General features: G+C 39.3%; 16 protein-coding genes and 1 pseudogene. 15 read left to right on the forward strand and 2 right to left on the reverse strand.

What is annotated here, in order from left to right; all coding sequences use genetic code 11:
- Positions 1 to 74: 74 nt before the first annotated feature.
- From rpsB to MVE01_RS00795, 4 genes and pseudogenes are all read left to right on the forward strand, one after another.
- Positions 75 to 830: pseudogene (gene rpsB, locus MVE01_RS00780) on the forward strand (30S ribosomal protein S2); the annotation flags it as partial.
- 287 nt (positions 831 to 1,117) lie between these two features.
- The gene (tsf, locus tag MVE01_RS00785; protein ID WP_472560253.1) at positions 1,118 to 2,170 is read left to right on the forward strand and encodes a translation elongation factor Ts; all 1,053 of its coding nucleotides are present in this window, start codon (positions 1,118 to 1,120) and stop codon (positions 2,168 to 2,170) included.
- Positions 2,171 to 2,461: 291 nt separating this feature from the next.
- Positions 2,462 to 3,109: an ABC transporter ATP-binding protein gene (locus MVE01_RS00790; RefSeq protein WP_472560254.1), complete on the forward strand. Its 648-nt coding sequence runs from the start codon at positions 2,462 to 2,464 to the stop codon at positions 3,107 to 3,109.
- Positions 3,110 to 3,268, forward strand: coding sequence for a hypothetical protein (locus MVE01_RS00795; protein ID WP_472560255.1), 159 nt, complete (start codon positions 3,110 to 3,112; stop codon positions 3,266 to 3,268).
- 3 nt (positions 3,269 to 3,271) lie between these two features.
- Here MVE01_RS00795 and prfB read toward each other — a convergent pair whose 3' ends face one another.
- Positions 3,272 to 4,366, reverse strand: coding sequence for a peptide chain release factor 2 (prfB, locus tag MVE01_RS00800; protein ID WP_472560256.1), 1,095 nt, complete (start codon positions 4,364 to 4,366; stop codon positions 3,272 to 3,274).
- Positions 4,367 to 4,525: 159 nt separating this feature from the next.
- On the opposite strand from prfB, the gene panC reads away from it, so the two are divergent.
- The gene (gene panC, locus MVE01_RS00805; protein WP_472560257.1) at positions 4,526 to 5,350 is read left to right on the forward strand and encodes a pantoate--beta-alanine ligase; all 825 of its coding nucleotides are present in this window, start codon (positions 4,526 to 4,528) and stop codon (positions 5,348 to 5,350) included.
- Here panC and MVE01_RS00810 read toward each other — a convergent pair.
- The gene (locus MVE01_RS00810; protein WP_472560258.1) at positions 5,347 to 7,377 is read right to left on the reverse strand and encodes a peptidoglycan D,D-transpeptidase FtsI family protein; all 2,031 of its coding nucleotides are present in this window, start codon (positions 7,375 to 7,377) and stop codon (positions 5,347 to 5,349) included. The genes panC and MVE01_RS00810 overlap by 4 nt on opposite strands.
- A gap of 87 nt (positions 7,378 to 7,464) precedes the next feature.
- On the opposite strand from MVE01_RS00810, the gene MVE01_RS00815 reads away from it, so the two are divergent.
- From MVE01_RS00815 to MVE01_RS00860, 10 genes are all read left to right on the forward strand, one after another.
- Positions 7,465 to 8,649, forward strand: a complete 1,185-nt coding sequence (locus MVE01_RS00815; RefSeq protein ID WP_472560259.1) for an FtsW/RodA/SpoVE family cell cycle protein — start codon at positions 7,465 to 7,467, stop codon at positions 8,647 to 8,649.
- Positions 8,646 to 9,689 carry a UDP-N-acetylglucosamine--N-acetylmuramyl-(pentapeptide) pyrophosphoryl-undecaprenol N-acetylglucosamine transferase gene (locus MVE01_RS00820; RefSeq protein WP_472560260.1) on the forward strand — a complete coding sequence of 348 codons (1,044 nt, stop codon included), beginning with the start codon at positions 8,646 to 8,648 and terminating at the stop codon, positions 9,687 to 9,689. Before MVE01_RS00815 ends, MVE01_RS00820 begins: the two co-directional genes overlap by 4 nt.
- A 54-nt stretch (positions 9,690 to 9,743) precedes the next feature.
- Positions 9,744 to 10,133: a hypothetical protein gene (locus MVE01_RS00825; RefSeq protein WP_472560261.1), complete on the forward strand. Its 390-nt coding sequence runs from the start codon at positions 9,744 to 9,746 to the stop codon at positions 10,131 to 10,133.
- Positions 10,134 to 10,205: 72 nt separating this feature from the next.
- Positions 10,206 to 10,613: a hypothetical protein gene (locus tag MVE01_RS00830; RefSeq protein WP_472560262.1), complete on the forward strand. Its 408-nt coding sequence runs from the start codon at positions 10,206 to 10,208 to the stop codon at positions 10,611 to 10,613.
- A 138-nt stretch (positions 10,614 to 10,751) separates the two neighbouring features.
- Positions 10,752 to 13,328 (forward strand): alanine--tRNA ligase, encoded by a 2,577-nt coding sequence (gene alaS / locus MVE01_RS00835; RefSeq protein ID WP_472560263.1) that lies wholly within the window; start codon positions 10,752 to 10,754, stop codon positions 13,326 to 13,328.
- A 1-nt stretch (position 13,329) separates the two neighbouring features.
- Positions 13,330 to 13,791, forward strand: a complete 462-nt coding sequence (locus MVE01_RS00840; protein ID WP_472560264.1) for a hypothetical protein — start codon at positions 13,330 to 13,332, stop codon at positions 13,789 to 13,791.
- Positions 13,791 to 14,357 (forward strand): septum formation inhibitor Maf, encoded by a 567-nt coding sequence (gene maf / locus MVE01_RS00845; protein ID WP_472560265.1) that lies wholly within the window; start codon positions 13,791 to 13,793, stop codon positions 14,355 to 14,357. Before MVE01_RS00840 ends, maf begins: the two co-directional genes overlap by 1 nt.
- Positions 14,350 to 15,444 carry an aminotransferase class I/II-fold pyridoxal phosphate-dependent enzyme gene (locus MVE01_RS00850; RefSeq protein WP_472560266.1) on the forward strand — a complete coding sequence of 365 codons (1,095 nt, stop codon included), beginning with the start codon at positions 14,350 to 14,352 and terminating at the stop codon, positions 15,442 to 15,444. Before maf ends, MVE01_RS00850 begins: the two co-directional genes overlap by 8 nt.
- Positions 15,445 to 15,466: 22 nt before the next feature.
- Positions 15,467 to 17,593, forward strand: coding sequence for a transglycosylase domain-containing protein (locus tag MVE01_RS00855; protein ID WP_472560267.1), 2,127 nt, complete (start codon positions 15,467 to 15,469; stop codon positions 17,591 to 17,593).
- Between the two features lie 100 nt (positions 17,594 to 17,693).
- Positions 17,694 to 18,998 (forward strand): cation:proton antiporter, encoded by a 1,305-nt coding sequence (locus MVE01_RS00860; protein WP_472560268.1) that lies wholly within the window; start codon positions 17,694 to 17,696, stop codon positions 18,996 to 18,998.
- The last annotated feature ends 201 nt before the right edge of the window (positions 18,999 to 19,199 follow it).

A 19,199-nucleotide genomic window follows, 5' to 3' on the forward strand; every position in this document is an offset into this window, starting at 1 on the left:
TAAGTTATGTTCTATGGACTTTTAGAGTCTTTAGTAGATGGCTTGGGCTGTTATGTATTACCCAAGGAGAAATTATGGTAACAATGAAAGACCTATTGGAGTGTGGAGTACACTTCGGACACCAAACAAGAAGATGGAATCCAAAAATGAAGAAATTCATTTTCGGTGCAAGAAAAAACATCTATATTATTGACCTTCAAAAAACACTTAGATACTTCAAATATACTTACAATGTAGTAAGAGATGCAGCAGCTGAAGGGCAAACTGTACTTTTCGTAGGAACTAAAAAACAAGCACGTCAAGCAGTAAAAGAGCACGCTGAGAGATGTGGTATGCCTTATGTTGCTACAAGATGGTTAGGTGGAATGCTCACAAACTACCCAACAATGAAAAAATCTATCAGAAAACTTGAAATCATCGAGCAAATGGAAGAGAATGGTCAACTTGACATGTTGACAAAAAAAGAAGCATTGATGCTTTTAAGAAAGAAAGAAAAACTCTCTTCATACCTAGAAGGTTTCAGACATATGAAAAAACTTCCAGATATGATGTTTGTTGTTGATGCTGTCAAAGAACATATCGCAGTAAAAGAAGCAAGAAGACTTGGTATGAAAGTGGTTGCTCCTCTTGATACGAACTGTGATCCAGATGTAATTGATTATCCGATCCCAGGAAACGATGATGCTATCCGCTCAATCAACCTTTTCTGTAAAGAGATGGCTGAAGCGATTATCGAAGGTAAAGCAGCATATGCTGAAGCTAACGGTGGAGATGTAGAAGAAGTAGCGGCAGGTGAGATGGAAGCTGTAATGGCTGAAGCGGCGGCTGAAGAAGTAGCAGCACCAGCAACTGAAACTGAAGTAGCTAAACTTGTAGAAGAAAAAGCAGCTCCAGCACCTAAAGCAGCAAAAGAAGAGAAAAAAGGTGATGATCTTACAAAAATTGCCGGCGTTGGTAAAGTATACCAAGGCAAACTCAATGATGAAGGTTTTTACACATTTGACGATGTAGCAAATATGACAGCAGAGCAAATTCAAGTTATGGAAGATAAATACTCTTTCAAAGGCGACTTTAAAGACGCTGTAGCATCTGCAAAAGAATTGGCAAAGGCGTAATTATGGCAAACTTTGGACCTAAAGACATTAAAAAACTCAGAGAGATGACAGATGCAGGGATGATGGACTGTAAAAAAGCCCTCACTGAAGCAGACGGAGATATGGATAAAGCTGTTGAATGGCTAAGAGACCAGGGTATGGGTGCTGCTGCGAAAAAAGCCGGTAAAACAGCTGCCGAAGGTTCTATTGGTGTAAAAGTTGATGGTAAAAAAGCAGTGATTGTTGAGATCAACTCACAAACTGACTTTGTAGCGCAAAATGATAAGTTCAAAGAACTTCTTTCTACGGTAGTAAACCATGCATTCGATAACAATCTTGCAGATGCAGAGGCGATCAATGCTTCTACTATTAACGGTGAGCCATTTGCAGAATATCTTTCATTGCAGGTTGCAACGATTGGTGAAAAACTGGTAGTTAGACGTTCTGCACTTATTGTTGGTGATGAAACTACAGCAGTAAACGGATATGTACATTCAAACAGCCAAAATGGTGTAATCATTGAAGCAAAATGTGAATCAGCAGAAGTGGCTGAAGCAATGACTCCAGTGCTTAAAGAGATTGCAATGCATGCAGCAGCAATGAGCCCAACTACGCTTTCTTACAAGGACTTTGATGCACAGTATGTTGCAGATGAGACAAAAGGTAGAATCGTAGCGATCGAAACTGAGAATGAAGAGCTTAGACGTTTGGGTAAAACTGAAAAGAATGTGCCTCAGTACATCTCTATGAGCCAATTGACTGATGAAGTAATGGCTAAAGCCGAAACGGATATCAAAGAGAAGCTTGCAAGCGAGGGGAAACCTGAGAAGATCTGGGACAAAATTATCCCGGGAATGATCGCAAGATTTATCTCTGACAATACAACACTTGATCAGGAACAGTGTCTGCTTGATCAGAAATTCGTGATGGATGACAGTAAAACTGTAGGTGAATACTTTGCAGAAAAATCAGGCGGTAAAGCAGAGATCACAAACTTCGTTAGACTTGAAGTAGGTGAGGGTATTGAGGTAGAGGAAGAAGATTTCGCAGCCGAAGTAGCCGCTCAAATGAAATAGTTCTTCTACTTCATCGCATCTTTGAGGGAGTTTGTTTGGTCACATACTTATCGTATGCTCCCAAACAACAACCTTCAAATCTACAATAAATCAGAAGACTATTTTCTTATATCAATTTTATTTTTTTCACTCACGCCGTTCAGCCAAACCTACAGCAAAATAGAAGACTATTTTTCGAATTTTATAATTTTCACCAATTCAAATCTACACTATTTGTTTAAAACAATTCAATTTTTCTTTTCCACTTACCTTTTTATGTTAAAATACATCTAACTTATTTAAAGGTGTGTAATGTCCCATTTTTTACTTGAAGCTTCCAATGTCTCCCATAGTTTTGACTATCCGCTTTTTACGCATATAGATTTTAAAATTGCACCTAAACAGAGTGTGGCTATTGTGGGACGCAGTGGTTCAGGGAAGTCTACACTGTTGCATATCTTTTCCACATTTATGCAGCCCAATGAGGGGAGTGTATCCTTGCTGGAACATGACCTTTATTCACTCAGTGATGAATCTATTGAGTCATTAAGACGTTATGATGTGGGGATCATTTTTCAGTTTCACTACCTTTTTAAAGGAATGAGTGCTCTGGAGAACATAGAAGTGGCGACTATGCTTTCCGAAGAGAAAATAGATGAACGTATTTTGGAGAAACTTCAAATCATACATCTCATGCAACATAAAACTTCTGAACTCTCAGGTGGAGAGCAACAACGTGTTTCCATAGCAAGGGTTTTGAGTAAAAAACCACGTATCATTTTTGCAGATGAGCCTACGGGAAATCTTGACAAAGAGACAGCAGTGCTTGTAATGGAAGTATTGAATGACTATATTCAAACCCATGATGCAGCTTTGGTTTTGGTAACACATGATGAAAGTATGGCCGAACGTTGCGATAAGACATACAGACTTGAAGAGAAGATGCTAAAAGAGCTTTAAGTGAAGATTGATCTACTCAATGTACTTTATACGGCACTAATGATTCTATTGGCTTTTGCTGCTGCTATAGTAATAACAAAAACAGTTTCAAAATATTTTAAATTGGATGAAAAAGTGGAGGAAGAGGAGAAAGATAAAGATAAAACAAAAAAGACTTAGTGTCTATTTTGCCTGAGCAATAAGTACACTCTCCAGTAGCTTATCTATATCTCCATCCAAGATCGCATCGACATTGGTAAAGGCTTGATTACTTCTGGTGTCTTTGACCTGTTGATAGGGTTGCAGGACGTAAGAGCGTATCTGGTGTCCCCAGCCTATTTCACTCTTTTCTATACCGTCTATGGCAGCTTGTTTTTTAGCCATTTCATATTCAAAAAGACGTGATTTGAGCATTTTCATAGCCGAGGCTTTGTTCTTGTGTTGGCTCCGGTCATTTTGACACTGAACGATAACATTGGTCGGGATATGGGTAATACGTATGGCAGAGTCAGTCGTGTTAACATGCTGCCCTCCTGCACCACTGGAACGATAGGTGTCTATACGTATATCTTTATCTTCTATAACGATGTCAATATCATCGTCTATCTCAGGGGAGACCATTACTGAGCTGAATGAGGTGTGGCGTTTGGCGTTGGAATCAAAAGGGCTGATACGCACCAGTCGATGGATGCCGTTCTCTACCTTAAGATAACCATAGGCATTCTCTCCTTTGATTATGAAAGAAACATCTTTAATACCTGCCTCTTCACCTGCTTGATAGTCAAGTCCTTCCACCTTAAAGCCGTGACGCTCTGCCCAGCGCAGATACATACGGTAGAGCATGCTTGCCCAGTCCTGTGATTCTGTACCACCGGCTCCGGGGTGAATGGAAACAATAGCGTTATTCCCATCATGCTCCCCTGAAAGCATCATTTGTACTTCAAGTGCATGTGTACTTTTCTGTAGGTTACCTGCATCTTCATAGAGCATTTCTAAAGTCTCTTCATCTTTTTCTGCCTTTGCCATCTCAAAGTACTCTATGGCGTCTTGTACGGCATCATTCGCATTATTATACGTTTCTAAAATACGTTCTGTTTTTGTTTTTTCCTGAGAGATTTTCCCTGCATGGACTGTATCATTCCAAAAGTCAGTATCTTGCTGCATCTGCTCTATCTCTTCAAGCCTTTTGGTAAGCAGGTCAGGTTTGACAATATTGGCAATATTATCCATCTTGGTAGCAAGAGATTTTAAAAGTTCGCTGTATTCGTATGTATCCACGTAAAAAAGTTCCTTTTTCATTGTAGGGTACTGTGTCCTCACAGCACCAAACAGATATTGGTACAATGGGAAATAGGCTTTTGGTATTGTCAGGGACAACACCCTACAGTAATATTTTGGTATGATTTTACCAAAATATTACAAAATAGAGGGTTAGCAATGATTATTGCAAGAACAATAGAAACACTTCAGGAAGCTAAAAAAACGTTACAGGGAAGCATTGGCTTTGTACCGACAATGGGAGCACTGCACCATGGGCATCTTTCTCTTATTCGCCAGGCCAGAGAGGAAAATGAGTATCTTATTGTCTCTATTTTTGTTAATCCCACACAATTTCTTGAGGGTGAAGATTTGGATGCCTACCCGCGCAAAGAGGAAGCAGACAGGAAGATATGTGAACTTGCAGGTGTAGACATCTTGTTTATGCCGACCATTGATCAGATGTATGAAGAAGATGAACTTTGCATAGGTGCTCCTGCAATTCGGGGATATGTACTGGAAGGGGAAAAACGTCCTGGGCATTTTGACGGAATGCTTCAGGTTGTGATGAAGTTGCTTAACCTCTCAAGCGCAACCCATGCTTACTTTGGCAAAAAAGATGCCCAGCAGTTGGCACTCATTACGCAAATGGTAAAGAATTATTTCATGGATGTAACTATTATTCCCTGTGAGATAGTACGCGATGAGAGGGGGCTGGCGCTGAGTTCTCGCAATGCCTACTTGAATCATGAAGAGAAAGAGCGTGCACTTTGTCTTTCCCGCGCTTTAAAACGTGCAACAAAAATGGTGATGGCGGGAGAGTTGCATGTAGAAAAGATCAAACAAGAGATGTCTGCAGTGTTGAGCGAAGCGGACCGTGTAGAGTATATTGCTATTGTAAACAGGGAATTTAAAGCCTTAGAGAAAGTAGAGATAGGTAATACGATTATTTTAGTCGCTGCCTGGGTAGGAAAGCCAAGGCTTATTGACAATCTGTGGATTTAAAACAGATCATCGAACATTTCGTGCGGTGATCTGTTTTTTACAGGTTGAGGCTTTGGTTTTAGCTTAGGTTTGGTTTTTATTTTAAAGAGTGATTTAACAGATTTTTTCTTGACAGGTTTCTTTTTTTCTTTTTTTACAGCAGTTTTTCTTTTTTTCATCTGTGCTCTGACGGGAGGAAGAGAAATTCCGGAATGTTCTTTGATTCGTGGACTTGCTGCTTCAATGCCACCCTCTGGCTTAAGATAATCAAGTTCTACCAAAATATCTACAATTCTTTTAAAAGTTGGTACAGCGGACTGTGATGCAAAATATTTATGGTATTTTTTTGCTTTTATGACCAGGACGCCTATGGTATATTTATGACCCTTTTTATCGTTTGCGAAACCGTAGAAACTACTATGGTACTCACGGACATAGTGCCCATGTTTAACAATATGTGCTGTTCCTGTTTTCCCGCCTATCTCAAGTCCTGGGTATTGTGCTTTTATCCCGGTTCCACGTTTGACAACTTCCAAAAGGATCTTGTGTATCTGCCTGGCAGCTCTTTTACCTACAGCTTTTAGGTCACCTACTTTTGGCTTGAGTGTATAGTGTCTTCCTTTTTCATCCTGGAGATAGGCAACAATTCGAGGAGTAACAGCAACACCATCGTTGTTAAAAGCACTGTAGGCCTTAAAAAGTTGTGCAAATGTCACCATCATTCCATAACCGTAAGAGCTGTTGGCTCTATGCATTTTGTTATTGAGAAGATATAGAGGTTTAAGCTGTCCAGGAAGATCACGGGAGAGATCAATGCCAGAAGGTTTGGCAATTCCGAATTTAAGCAGTCCATCTCTGTATTGCTCTCCTGTAAGCCTCCAGGATATTTGTGAGATACCGATATTGGAAGAGTGAACAATAATATCAGTGGCTGTTTGTGAATCAAAGAAGTCGTCATCTGTAATATAGCGTTTTTTCCCTATTTGAAATCTATCATAGCCTGTTTTGAACCAGGTATTAGGTGTAACGACTTTATGTTCCAGTGCGATTGCCAAGGTGATCGGCTTCATTACAGAACCTGGTTCATAGGGATATTCAGAAAATTTTGGATTGAGTGCAGGAATATCTTTTTGGGTAATATGTGCAGGGTCATAACGTTCAGAACTTGCTAAACTGAGTACTTTACCTGTTTTACTTTCCATCACACCCACAATGATTTCTTCAGCATCAATACTTTGTTTCATACTGTCGAGCATTAATTCTACCCTTCTTTGGAATGCCAAAGGGATATTCAAGTGCAGGTCAAGTCCGTCAACCCGCTGCATTTTAATACTGTTTTTATCATGTATCAATGTACCGACTACATCGCGTTTCCCTTTAAAATAGCCATTTTTCTTGGATGTAATATGTTTTTCATAATTGCGCTCAAGACCTTTTTTCCCTTGTGGTCTAGTATAGCGTCCATCACTTTTTTTACCGACATATCCTAAAATAGGACTCATTACATCCTTAAGTGGAAAACGTCTGGTTTCCCCGTTTTCAATAATATCCAGTCCATATAGTACCTCAATACCGTTACGGTTCTTAATAGAGCGAAATACGTCAAGTTTTCTTAACTTATAGGCGAGAGATTTTAACTGCATAGCATGTCTGGAAGTAATATGTTTAGAGAGGATGATATTGCCTTTTATATCCTTTCCTTTACGGTTTTTAAATTTTTTACGCAGTTTTTTTTCTTCAATACCGCTGTAAATACTGAAAAGTTTCAGAAAAAGTTCTTTTTTTTCAGGATCAATACTTGCACCGCGAATTACTGCCTGATAGGTTTTTTGTGAATTGCTGAGTGTATAATCATCTTCAGAGATGATACTGCCGCGAAATGAACGATCATAGATCGTTGTATTGTGAGAGGGGATATTTCTTTCTGAAATGATGGTTTTGAGTATAGAAAAGAGAAATATGAACATAGCAATGCACAAGATAAGAAAAAGTCCTGTAATTTTATATTTTCTTTGGTGTATTGCCTGGTTCTGTATTTTTCTATTCATGATTTTCCCTATCTGATATGAAATTTTATCAAAGTTATCTATTAATTTTGATAAAATACTAATTAATATTATATAAATGGAACAGATATGATCGATAAACCCCTTTTAGCCGGAGTTATGATACTTTTGACACTTTCTTTGATTATGAGTTATTCTCTTTCTGTCTATACGGTATTGCATTTCCATTATACGGATTTTCATTTTTTTATCAGGCAAAGTGTTGCTGTGTTTATAGGTTTTGTTACTATGGTCATTTTAAGTAAAATGGATCCGGATAAGTGGTTCTCAAAAGTAGGGTTATTGCTTTTTATACTCTTTTTTATTCTTATGATAGTAATGCAGTTCCTGCCTGCCTCCTTGGTTAATGCAGTAGGAGGAGCAAAACGCTGGATACATTTGGGACCTATGTCCATCGCACCTGTTGAATTTTTTAAAGTCGGATTTGTTTTTTTTCTGGCATGGAGTTTTTCACGAAAATTTCTAAGTAGAACCAATATGGGATTTTTTGAAGAACTTCGCGCTTTTTCTCCTTATCTGGCAGTATTTTTTGTAGCGGTTATGTTGATTGCTGTTTTTCAAAAGGATCTGGGACAGGTAGTGGTGCTCGGAGCAACACTTTTAGTACTTTTTTTGTTTATTGGAAGTTCGATGAAATTCTTTTTTACACTTTTAACGGGTGCTTTTATTGCGGTTATCGGACTGATATTTTTTGCACCGCACCGTATGGCAAGGATAAAAAGTTGGTGGATTACGGTACAGGACAGCATACTCTCTGTGCTGCCTTTTAAAGCAGTACAGGATCTTCGGGTAGAAGCAAGTGTAAAAGAGCCATGGCAGATATCGAACTCGCTCAATGCTATCCACAATGGCGGGTTTTTTGGCCAGGGCTTGGGAAATGGACAATTTAAATTGGGTTACCTTAGTGAAGTCCATACAGACTTTATCCTCGCAGGGATTACTGAAGAGCTCGGATTTTTAGGGTTGCTTTTGGTAACCCTTACCATACTGCTTATTATTTTCCGTATTTTCAAAATAGCTTCCAAAGTAAAAGACCCTATGTACTATCTTTTTTCTATTGGTGTTGGACTTCTCATTGCATTTTCTTTTATTTTGAATTCTTACGGAATTTCGGGGATCACACCTATTAAGGGAATCGCTGTACCGTTTTTGAGTTACGGAGGTTCACATATTTTGGCATCATGTGTAGCTATAGGTATGGTATTAATGGTATCAAAGAAAGTACCCAGAGGTGCAGACGGGAGGATATTGTGAGTATACTTATGACAGGTGGCGGAACCGGTGGACATTTAGCGATCATAAGAGCGGTAAAAGAAGCACTGGTTGCAGGTAACAGTGAACAGGTAGCAGATAGCAGTGAAATGTTAATCTATGTGGGTTCTACCAAAGGGCAAGATAAACAATGGTTTGATCATGATGAAGATTTTGCTTACAAATATTTTTTCGATACACGCGGTGTGGTAAATCAGGGGGGATTGGGAAAGATAAAATCTCTCTTCATGATGGCTGGAGCAACCCTTAAATCCATTAAGCTTATACACAAGCATAAAGCAAAAGTGGTTTTTTCTGTAGGGGGGTTTTCTGCCGCACCTATGGCATTTGCAGCCAAGCTTACGGGTACACCTCTGGTGATACATGAACAGAATGCAGCATTGGGATCACTCAATAAACTCTTAAAGCCTTATGCAACATACTTTATTTCTTCCTATCTTGAGGAGAGTCCGATCAAAGCCTATCCTGTTAAAGAGATATTTTTTAAGAATGCGCATTTGCGCAATGCGGTAAAAACTGTTATCTTTCTGGGTGGTTCTCAGGGTGCAAAGGCTATTAATACTCTTGCTCTTAGCATTGCTCCACAGTTAAAACAAAATGGGATAAGGATCATTCATCAGGCTGGGACAAACAATATCGAAGAGGTACAAAAAGCGTATGATGACTTAGATATAGAAGCGGAGGTATTTGGTTTTACGACCAAGTTGGCAGTCTACATGAATGAAGCGGATTTTGCCATTGCACGTGCAGGAGCATCAACACTCTGGGAACTCTCTGCCACAGCTGTGCCCACACTTTACATCCCTTACCCTTATGCTGCCAGCGATCATCAATACCATAATGCACAATTTTTAGTAAAGCAGAATCTTGCATGGATCATGAGAGAAAATGAAATAGATAAGGAGAAGGTATTGATACTATTGGATGAAAATATGTCAGCAGTCAGTCATGGGCTGATGGAGATCGTTGAGAAAAATGGAAGTCAAAAAATAGCAACACTTTTAAAAGATTTGGAAATATAAAAAATTGTGATATAATAAATTTATCAAAAGCTATTAAGCCTATAAGGAGAATTGATGAAAAAGATAATGATGGGTTTATTGACCTTTGGCATATTTACTTTTAATGCACAAGCATATGATCAGACAGACAGGATAAAAGATATGCAGAGTATGGAATCGGCTATGTCACAGATACAAAAGGGAATTCTTTACAATAATAAAGATATGGTACTTCAAGCTGTTGTAAAACTTAAAAAGGCTGCGAGTACGATTGAGGTAGCGCCTAACTCAGAATTGGATTATAGTACTTTTTTTGCCAAACGACAATCTTCAAATATAAAGAAATATGCTGATGGTATAAAAAAGAATATGGAATCAGGTCATAAACATGGTGCGGCGTCAAATTATACAAGAGTCTTGGATGAATGTATTTCTTGTCATAATAAGATAAGAAAATGGAATTAGATCGCGATCACCCACAAATCTAACACAATTTCTAGGCAAACTTCTATTAGATATAACAAATAGGAGTTAGTCATGAAAAAATTTATATTTTTATCTATTACGATCTTTGCTGTTCTTGCGTTAAACGGTTGCGGAAGCAGCTCTGATGACTATTATAATGATGAGATAAAATATCATGTTGTGGATCAGGACGGATACGGTGTTGCTGACATCAGATATACATGTGATGGAAACAGTGTTGAATTGACAGACGGAAGCGGTGGTTTTTATTTTTATCCCAATGATGACTGTACACTGCAGTTGGAGTTACGTATTGTTGATTCTACTGTTGATGATCTGTATATTGAAGATGATAGTGGTGCAGGTATAAGTGGTATCAAATATGAGTGTACTTCAGGTACTTTCGGTCGTACTGAAAGTAATGGTCATTTTGAGTTTGATAATGTAGGTGAAGCAGACTACTGTACATTCCAACTGTGATAAAATTGTTTTTTCACCTCCTGGTTTGGAGGTGAATTATCTCTCTTGATACAGTTACACTGTGTTTTATCTCCTAATAACCACATTTTAGATAAAATATCTTTAATTTATACAACAAAATTTTAGGATATTTAACCCATGGATATTAGAAAATCATTTCTAGACTATTTTCAAAGTAAAGGGCACAAGCTTGTACCCAGTTCACCTCTTGTTCCTGATGATCCAACACTCATGTTCACCAATGCCGGCATGGTACAGTTCAAGAACATTTTTACCGGAGAAGTACCGATCCCGAATCCGCCTCGTGCAACATCTTCCCAAACTTGTCTGAGAGCAGGGGGAAAGCACAATGACCTTGATAATGTCGGTTATACCGCACGTCATCATACACTTTTTGAAATGTTAGGTAACTTTTCTTTTGCCGACTATTTTAAAGAAGATGCTATTGCCTATGCCTGGGAATTTATTACCTCTGAAAACTACCTGAACTTACCAATGGAGAAGCTGTGGGTGACGGTGCATGATTCTGATGATGAAGCCGAAGAGATATGGAGTAGACATATCGCTAAAGACCGTATTGTACGTTTTGGGGATAAAGACAACTTTTGGCAGATGGGTGACACCGGACCTTGCGGACCATGTTCGGAGATATTCTACGATCAGGGGGAAGAACACTTTCATTCCGAAGAGGATGTGATGGGTGGAGAGGGTGACCGTTTCCTTGAAATTTGGAACCTTGTTTTCATGCAGTACGAAAGAAGTGAAGACGGTACACTCACTCCCCTGCCAAAGCCCAGCATCGATACAGGTATGGGACTTGAAAGGGTCGTTGCCATTAAAGAGGGTGTGTTGAACAATTACCACTCTTCACTCTTTATGCCGTTTTTAGACAAAATTGGTGAACTTGTCGGTACACCTTATAATTTTAATGCTGTAAATTCCGCAAGTTACCGTGTTATAGCAGACCATCTGCGTTCTTGTTCATTTTTACTTGCACAAGGGGTAAACTTTGACAAAGAGGGGCGTGGGTATGTACTCAGACGCATCATGCGTCGTGCCATTCGACATGGATACCTGTTAGGACTCCGTGAACCGTTTATGTATAAACTGGTCGATACTTTAGTCGATACCATGGGTGGGCAGTATGATTACTTAACTTCTAAATCTGAAGCAATTAAAACGTCTATGAAACTAGAAGAAGAGCGTTTCTTTGATACTATTGAGGCTGGGATCAAACTTTTTAACGAAGAGCTTAAAAACACTTCCGATATCTTTAACGGTGAAGTGGCTTTTAAACTGTATGATACCTTTGGTTTCCCTCTTGACTTGACTGAAGATATGTTGCGTGAAAAAGGTATAAAGCTTGATATGGATGCATTTAATGCCAAGATGGATGCTCAAAAAGCACAGTCTAAAGCAGGTTGGAAAGGTACAGGAGACGCAGCTACTACGGGTGATTTTAAGGCACTTAAAGAGAAGTTTGATGTCAATGAATTTGTAGGATACAGTAGTACAACAGCCACAGCGAAAGTACTCGCACTTCTTGATGAAAACTTTAAAGAAACTAGCGCTATAGATGGTAAAGGTTGGGTACTTCTTGATAAGACACCATTCTATGCTGAGTCAGGTGGTCAAGTAGGAGATTATGGAACACTTGTAGGTCGGGGTGCCCTCACCCCGACAATTAATGTGATAGATACCAAAAAATTCCTTGATATGAATCTTTCCGAAGTAGAGGGTAAACTTGCAGTTGGCGATGAGGTAGAAGCCATGGTTGATCAAAGTCGTGCAGAGATAGAAAAACACCACTCTGCAACCCACTTGCTGCATGCTGCTCTAAGGGCTGTACTTGGAGAACATATTTCCCAGGCAGGTTCACTCAATGATGACAAGCGTCTGCGTTTTGACTTCTCACATCCTCAGGCAATGACAGATGAAGAGCTTCAAAGAGTGGAGGATTGGGTCAATGACAAAATAGCACGTGCGATTCCCAGAGAGACAAAGATTATGAGTGTGGATGAAGCCAAAAACTCTGGAGCCATGGCACTGTTTGGTGAAAAATACGGTGATGAGGTACGGGTCGTCAGTTTCGGTGATGCTTCTGTAGAGCTTTGTGGCGGGACACATGTGAACAATGCTTCACAAATAGGGCTCTTTATGATTACCAAAGAGAGTGGGGTGAGTGCAGGAGTTCGCCGGATTGAAGCAATCTGTGGCAGAGCATCTGTAGAGAAGGTCAAGGTACTTAGAGATGAAATAGGGCATGTTAAAGAAGCTGTGAAGAATCAGAATCCCATAGCAGGTATTAGTAAACTCAAAGAACAGATCAAAACACTTAAAATTGAACTGCAAACAGCACTCAGCAGTACGAAAAAAGAGTTGAGTGCTTCTGAAGTGAATGGTGTCACAGTTATTATTGAAGAGGTAGAAGCCGGAGATATAAAAGAACTGATCGATGAAGCAAAGAACAAATATGAGGCTATTGCCATTATGCTTTTCCAGAAAAAGGGTGACAAAGTATTGCTTGCCGCAGGTACCAAAAATACTTCTGTAAAAGCAGGGGACTGGATCAAATCTATTGCACCGATCGTAGGCGGTGGCGGTGGTGGTCGTCCTGATTTTGCCCAGGCAGGTGGGAAAGATGCAAGTAAGATACAAACAGCACTGGAAGAGGCAAAAACGTATCTTGCAGAAGTACTTGAGGGCAGTAATTAAGATGGTTAGCCATACCGTTGTTTTCTTGCATGTACTCTCTGCTTTTGTATGGGTAGGCGGGATGATTTCTATTCGTGTGGCAGTGCATCCGGTATTCCAAAGTATAGACGAACCCAAGATCAAGCTGAGTAAAACGCTTGAGATCACAGGAAGACTTTTTCATCTTGTGATCCCTTTTATACTTATACTTCTGGTAACAGGATTAATGATGGCTATTGGCTCTAATGGACATCACGGTGATCTAAAATACTTTTTTCTTGCGAAAGAGACCATCTGGATGGTCATGACACTCAATTTTATATATATGTATTTACAGCGAAGAGCAGCATGGAAACTATTTGAAAGAGGCAGCTTGGCTGAAGCAAAAGTCAAGGTGAAATATATTCCAAATGTATTGTTGCCGGTGAATATTATGTTGGGTATATTAGCGCTCTATTTGGGCGTGAGTCTTAGAGGTTTATAGTGATCTGTTTATGTTCAAACTCTGAAAGCAGAGCACTGCTGTTACGTAAGTTTGGTGTAGACTTTATACAAAAAACAGTGGAATATGATGAAGAAAAAATTACTGCAACGATCGCCAAAGATTTTGTCTACACTGCTAGCAAAGGCAAACTTGAAGCGGCACTTGAAACATTTGGATTGGAAATGCCGCTTCTGTGTGCAGATACGGTCATTGCTGCTGCAGACGGTACGATCTTGCGTAAGGCTAAGGATAGAGAAGATGCAAGACGTATTTTAAAGATGCAGAGCGGCTCAAGCATTTCCATCATTTCCTCTCTTCATTTCAAATCGAAAAAACTGCTTTTTACAGATATTTCAGCTACCTATTACCGGTTTGCCTCCTTTGATGAGGATGATCTTGAAATCTACTTGCAGAGTGCAGAGTGGCAAGGTAAAGCAGGTGGATGTATGGTGGAAGGATTTTGTAAAAAGTATATTGCATCTGTCGAAGGATATGAGAGTACAGCGATGGGGTTACAGGTGGAAACATTGTTGCCATGGTTGAAATCAGGATATAAAGATGTATAAAAATGAACTTGACGCTCTTAAAAAAGCAGGACGTTTTAGAGAACGTATACTTTTTGATGACAGACTGAAAGATCTGGCAAGTAATGATTATCTGGGTCTGTCACAAAATAAAAAACAGTTCAATAAAGCAGTCAAACTTGTGAAAGAGTATGAGACACTAAGCTCAAAAGCCAGCATGCTTGTCAATGGCTACCATCCTATCCATCGTATCTTTGAGTTAGAAATGGCGGAACAGAACGGTTTTGAAGAAGGGTTGGCAGTGGGTTCTGGTTTTCTTGCCAATATGTCACTCATTGAGGCATTGGTAAGGAAAGGTGATATGCTTTTTATGGATGAAGAATACCATACTTCGGGTGTGATGGCAGCGCAGATTCTGGGTGAGAAAGTAGTAACTTTCAAACATAATAATGTAGAAGACCTACATCGGAAATTAGAAGACAATCCGGCTAAAAGACAGATCATTGCTGTGGAGGGTATTTATTCTATGGGTGGAGACTTATGCAAAAAAGAGATATTTGACTTAGCAGATGCTTATGAAGCACTTATGATTGTAGATGAAGCACACAGCAGTGGGGTGTTGGGTAAAAAACTTTTGGGTATTTTTGAATATTACGGTATTGCCATCCATGAACGGCATATTAAAATGGGTACATTGGGTAAAGCATATGGATCATACGGAGCATATATTTTAGCCTCTTCAGAGATTATTACATTCTTGGTGAATCGTGCAAAACCAATCATCTACTCTACTGCACCTTCAGTATTTGATACAGCATTGGCATTAGTAAATATGGAATATATACGTAAAAACGCTAAAAAATACCGTAAAAAAATTATTAAGCGTCAAAAAATGGTAAAAAAATTCATCGGAATAGAGTGTAAAAGTCTTATTTTACCAATGGTTATGCCAAATAATAAACATACACAGTTTATACAAAAAGGTTTGATGAAACAAGGGTATCTTGTTGGTGCGATCAGGCAGCCTACTGTAGATAAACCTATCATGCGGGTGATACTCAATGTGAATATCTCTGTAAAAAAGATCAAGCATGTGTTGGCACTCATTAGCCATAATACGGTAGAATAAATATAAAATTGAAGGTTTAGATGTGTTCAATCGTGTAGTCAAAGGCTCCATCATTCTAGCTATCCTCTTTGCTGTCTTGCTGATCGGAGCGTTTATCTATGCGTATGAAGAGATCTCTTTGGATGCAGATAAACTTATTAACTATAAACCTGAAACTTCCAGTATTATTTTAGACAGAAATGGTGAAAAACTGGCCTATGTTTTTAAAAAACAGCATCGTCTCTATGCACGTTATGATGAAATTCCCGGAGTACTGGTCGAAGGACTGGTCGCTATGGAAGATACCCGTTTTTTTGAACATAATGGAGTGAATCCAGATGCTATTTTGAGGGCGATCGTTAAAGATATTAAAGCAGGACATTTTGTAGAAGGGGGGAGCACCCTGACACAACAACTTATCAAAAACAAACTTTTAACCAATGAAAAAAAGTTGACCCGTAAGATCAAAGAGGCGATTCTGGCACTCAAGATAGAGCATGAACTGACCAAGGAAGAGATCCTTGAACGTTATCTTAATGAAATATCGTACGGTAACAATTATTTTGGAGTTAAAACAGCGGCGCAAGGCTACTTTCATAAAGAATTGAGTGCACTCACACTTAAGGAGTGTGCGATGCTTGTAGGTATTCCAAATGCACCGAGTTTTTACAATCCGCTACGTCATTACAAACGTGCACTCAACCGTGCTAACAATGTGCTTTACCGTATGAAGAGTATAGGGTGGATCACACAGAGTGATTATCTTAAAGCAGTCAAAGAATCCCCTAAAGTCTATAAAACTTCTCTGACACAGAATATTGCTCCCTATATTGTGGATGAAGTACTGAGACGCTTTAAGGGAAGATTGGGAGATATTCGTACAGGTGGATACCAGATATATACGACTATCGATATGAAACAGCAGGCGATTGCACGGGATGCGGTTAATTATGCCTTTCATAAAGCAGTAAAAAGATACAAAGAGAATCCGAAAAAAACCACACTCAATAGTGCTTTTGTATCAGTGGAGAGTAAAACAGGTGATATTTTGGCGATGGTGGGAGGGGTTGATTATAAAAAATCTGCTTTTAACAGAGTGACTCAGTCCAAACGCCAACCGGGTTCTGCTTTTAAACCTTTCATCTATCAGACTGCTTTGGATATGGGGTATAATCCTGCTACACCGTTAACTGACCTTGCCCGTACATTTGAATATACCTATAGAGGTAAAAAGAAGATATGGGCACCAAGAAACTACGAACGGAATTTTAAAGGTTTTATACCATTGAGGGAAGCACTGGTACATTCAAGAAATCTTGCAACTATCAATCTGGTAGCTGATCTTGGTGTCAGTACGATCCGTAACAGATTAAAATTCTTAGACGTGCCTCACATACCAAAAGATATGTCCATTGCTCTGGGAAATCTGGGGCTAAGTCCTTTAAAAATGGCACAGATATTCTCAGTCTTTGCAAATGAAGGGCATATGATAGAACCGCGATTGGTCTCTGCGATCATCTCAAGAGAGGGTGCAGTGATCTATGAGACACGCCCCAAGGAGATTTCAGATTTTACGACCCCAGAACAGGCATATTTGATGACAGACATACTCAAAGATGTCATTAAACGTGGTACAGGAAGAAATGCCCAAGTTAAAGGCATAGAGCTTGCAGGGAAAACAGGTACGACCAATAATGGGGTTGATGCCTGGTTCTGTGGATACTCCCCGACAATAGAGACAATCGTATGGTTTGGACGTGATAATAATAAACCTATAGGGAAAAAAGCTACAGGTGGTGCTTTGGCTGCGCCTGCATTTGCCTATTATTACAAAAAATTGCTTAACCTCTATCCTAATACAAAACGTACTTTTGATATTCCTCAGGGAGTATTTAGAGGAGAGTATGAGGGGAAAAGTGAACTCTATACTAAAAATTCACCCTTGCCGAACAGCTATAGAAAAAACATAAATCCTTATGCTCAGATGTTAAATGAGGAAGATGAAAACGGAACATCTGAAATGATCAATCTCGAAGACGAGACACAGATGGCAGAAACATTGCATATTGATGAAGATACAGATGAAACAAAACAAGAAGATGATCCTCTCCATCCCAGAAGAAATGTACCTAAACGGCCAGTCTCAGAAGACAGCGGCGAACTGTTTTGACAGAACACATATGAGCAAAGCTCACTATGGCTATGCAAACGCTGAGTTCACTGCAACAGTGGGTTCATGAGGCTAGCCACATTTTATTTAAAGGATACCAATGCATAGTTTTGCTCCGGAAATTGTATTGATCACCATACTGAGTTTAGTGATACTTTCAGATGCACTTGCCAATAGACTCAAAATTCCATCAGTTTTTTTACTGCTGATAGGTTCCTACCTGACATATACGTATTTCAGAGCGGCTGTACCTATTGATCTGGCAGAAAACTTTTCGACAGTGATACTTTTTTGTATCCCGCTTATTTTTATGGGAGATGCGTTGCATCTGCATTTTTCAGATATTAAAAAACATGCATGGAGTATTTTTTATTTGGCGGTGGTAGCCGTGGCACTCTCTATTGCTGCTGGTGCCAGTCTTCATTATTTTGATATTTTCAAAGGGTTGAGTCTGGGTGCCTATGTGGCACTTTTTGCCATCAATATGGCAACGGATGCTGTGAGTGTGCAGTCTGTACTTTCGCGTTTTAAAGGTATAAGTCACGATATCAAAGTACTGATAGAAGGTGAGTCTTTGGGTAATGATGCTACAGCGGTCATCGCTTTTTTCTTCATAGGACTGCCTTGGATGATGTCTGGACATATTGATGCTTCACATGCTGTGATAGATGCCCTGCGTGTATTTGCAGTAAGTACAGCTCTAGGTTTGGCTCTAGGCTTTGGGTTTTATATGATCATGAAACTCTTTTCCAACAGGAGAGGAGAGCTTTTTGCTTTTATTGTGGAAGCTTATGCAGCCTATGTACTGGCTGAAGAGTTGCATGTAAGCGGTATTTTAACTCTTATTGTAGCTATTGTTGCTACCAAAGCATGGATCGACTTTGATCTCGGAGAAGATAGTAGCAAAAAGACTAAAAGTTTTATGCGTAGCCTAAGATTGGGGAGTATACATTCCACCACATATGAGAGACTTGAATATATTTACGAAATGGCAAAAGAGTTTGGGTACATTGCTGCAGTCATGATATTTTTTGTACTGGCTGAAATGGTAGATTTTCATATGTTGTGGGAATACAGAACAGAGATCCTTACTATGTTTGTGGCAACCACACTCATACGCGCTATCTCTATGGCTAAATTTATGTATTTTGGTAATGTAAAAGTATTGACTTCCATTAAACCTGTAGGAGCAGAAGGGTGGTTCATTCTGACATTCTCTGGCATGAAGGGCGCGCTCTCTATCATTCTGGTACATATGATACCAGACAGCTTTGCTCATAAAGAGATGTTTGAGGCGGTAACGATCGGGGTAGTAGTTTTATCTATTTTTGTCTATGGTACAACACTTTGGACCTATTTTACCTTCTTTAAAAAAGAAGAAGAGAAGAGTATTTTTAAGAAGTAGTTTTATCCAGTTTCACAATTTTTTTCAATATTTTGGTTTAAAGTTTAAAAAATGTGAAGATAAAAAATGTGGGAAAAAGAGTTTCGAGCCGAAGCCCGAAAGGTTTTAGCAAGAGTAGGTAGTGATGTACTCGTGTGCAGTCGGTCTTCCCTCTACAGGAACAACGTGTCTGTCGAACATATAGTCGACATAGGTTTGAAT

Origin of the sequence: Sulfurovum sp., assembly GCA_026990595.1 — a bacterium.
Classification (GTDB): domain Bacteria; phylum Campylobacterota; class Campylobacteria; order Campylobacterales; family Sulfurovaceae; genus Sulfurovum.

Coding starts and splice junctions, on each gene's coding strand:
- tsf (WP_472560253.1), top strand. CDS start 1,118: ATGGCAAACTTTGGACCTAAAGACATTAAAAAACTCAGAGAGATGACA.
- MVE01_RS00790 (WP_472560254.1), top strand. CDS start 2,462: ATGTCCCATTTTTTACTTGAAGCTTCCAATGTCTCCCATAGTTTTGAC.
- panC (WP_472560257.1), top strand. CDS start 4,526: ATGATTATTGCAAGAACAATAGAAACACTTCAGGAAGCTAAAAAAACG.
- MVE01_RS00810 (WP_472560258.1), bottom strand. CDS start 7,377: ATGAATAGAAAAATACAGAACCAGGCAATACACCAAAGAAAATATAAA.
- MVE01_RS00815 (WP_472560259.1), top strand. CDS start 7,465: ATGATCGATAAACCCCTTTTAGCCGGAGTTATGATACTTTTGACACTT.
- MVE01_RS00825 (WP_472560261.1), top strand. CDS start 9,744: ATGAAAAAGATAATGATGGGTTTATTGACCTTTGGCATATTTACTTTT.
- MVE01_RS00830 (WP_472560262.1), top strand. CDS start 10,206: ATGAAAAAATTTATATTTTTATCTATTACGATCTTTGCTGTTCTTGCG.
- alaS (WP_472560263.1), top strand. CDS start 10,752: ATGGATATTAGAAAATCATTTCTAGACTATTTTCAAAGTAAAGGGCAC.
- MVE01_RS00840 (WP_472560264.1), top strand. CDS start 13,330: ATGGTTAGCCATACCGTTGTTTTCTTGCATGTACTCTCTGCTTTTGTA.
- MVE01_RS00850 (WP_472560266.1), top strand. CDS start 14,350: ATGTATAAAAATGAACTTGACGCTCTTAAAAAAGCAGGACGTTTTAGA.
- MVE01_RS00860 (WP_472560268.1), top strand. CDS start 17,694: ATGCATAGTTTTGCTCCGGAAATTGTATTGATCACCATACTGAGTTTA.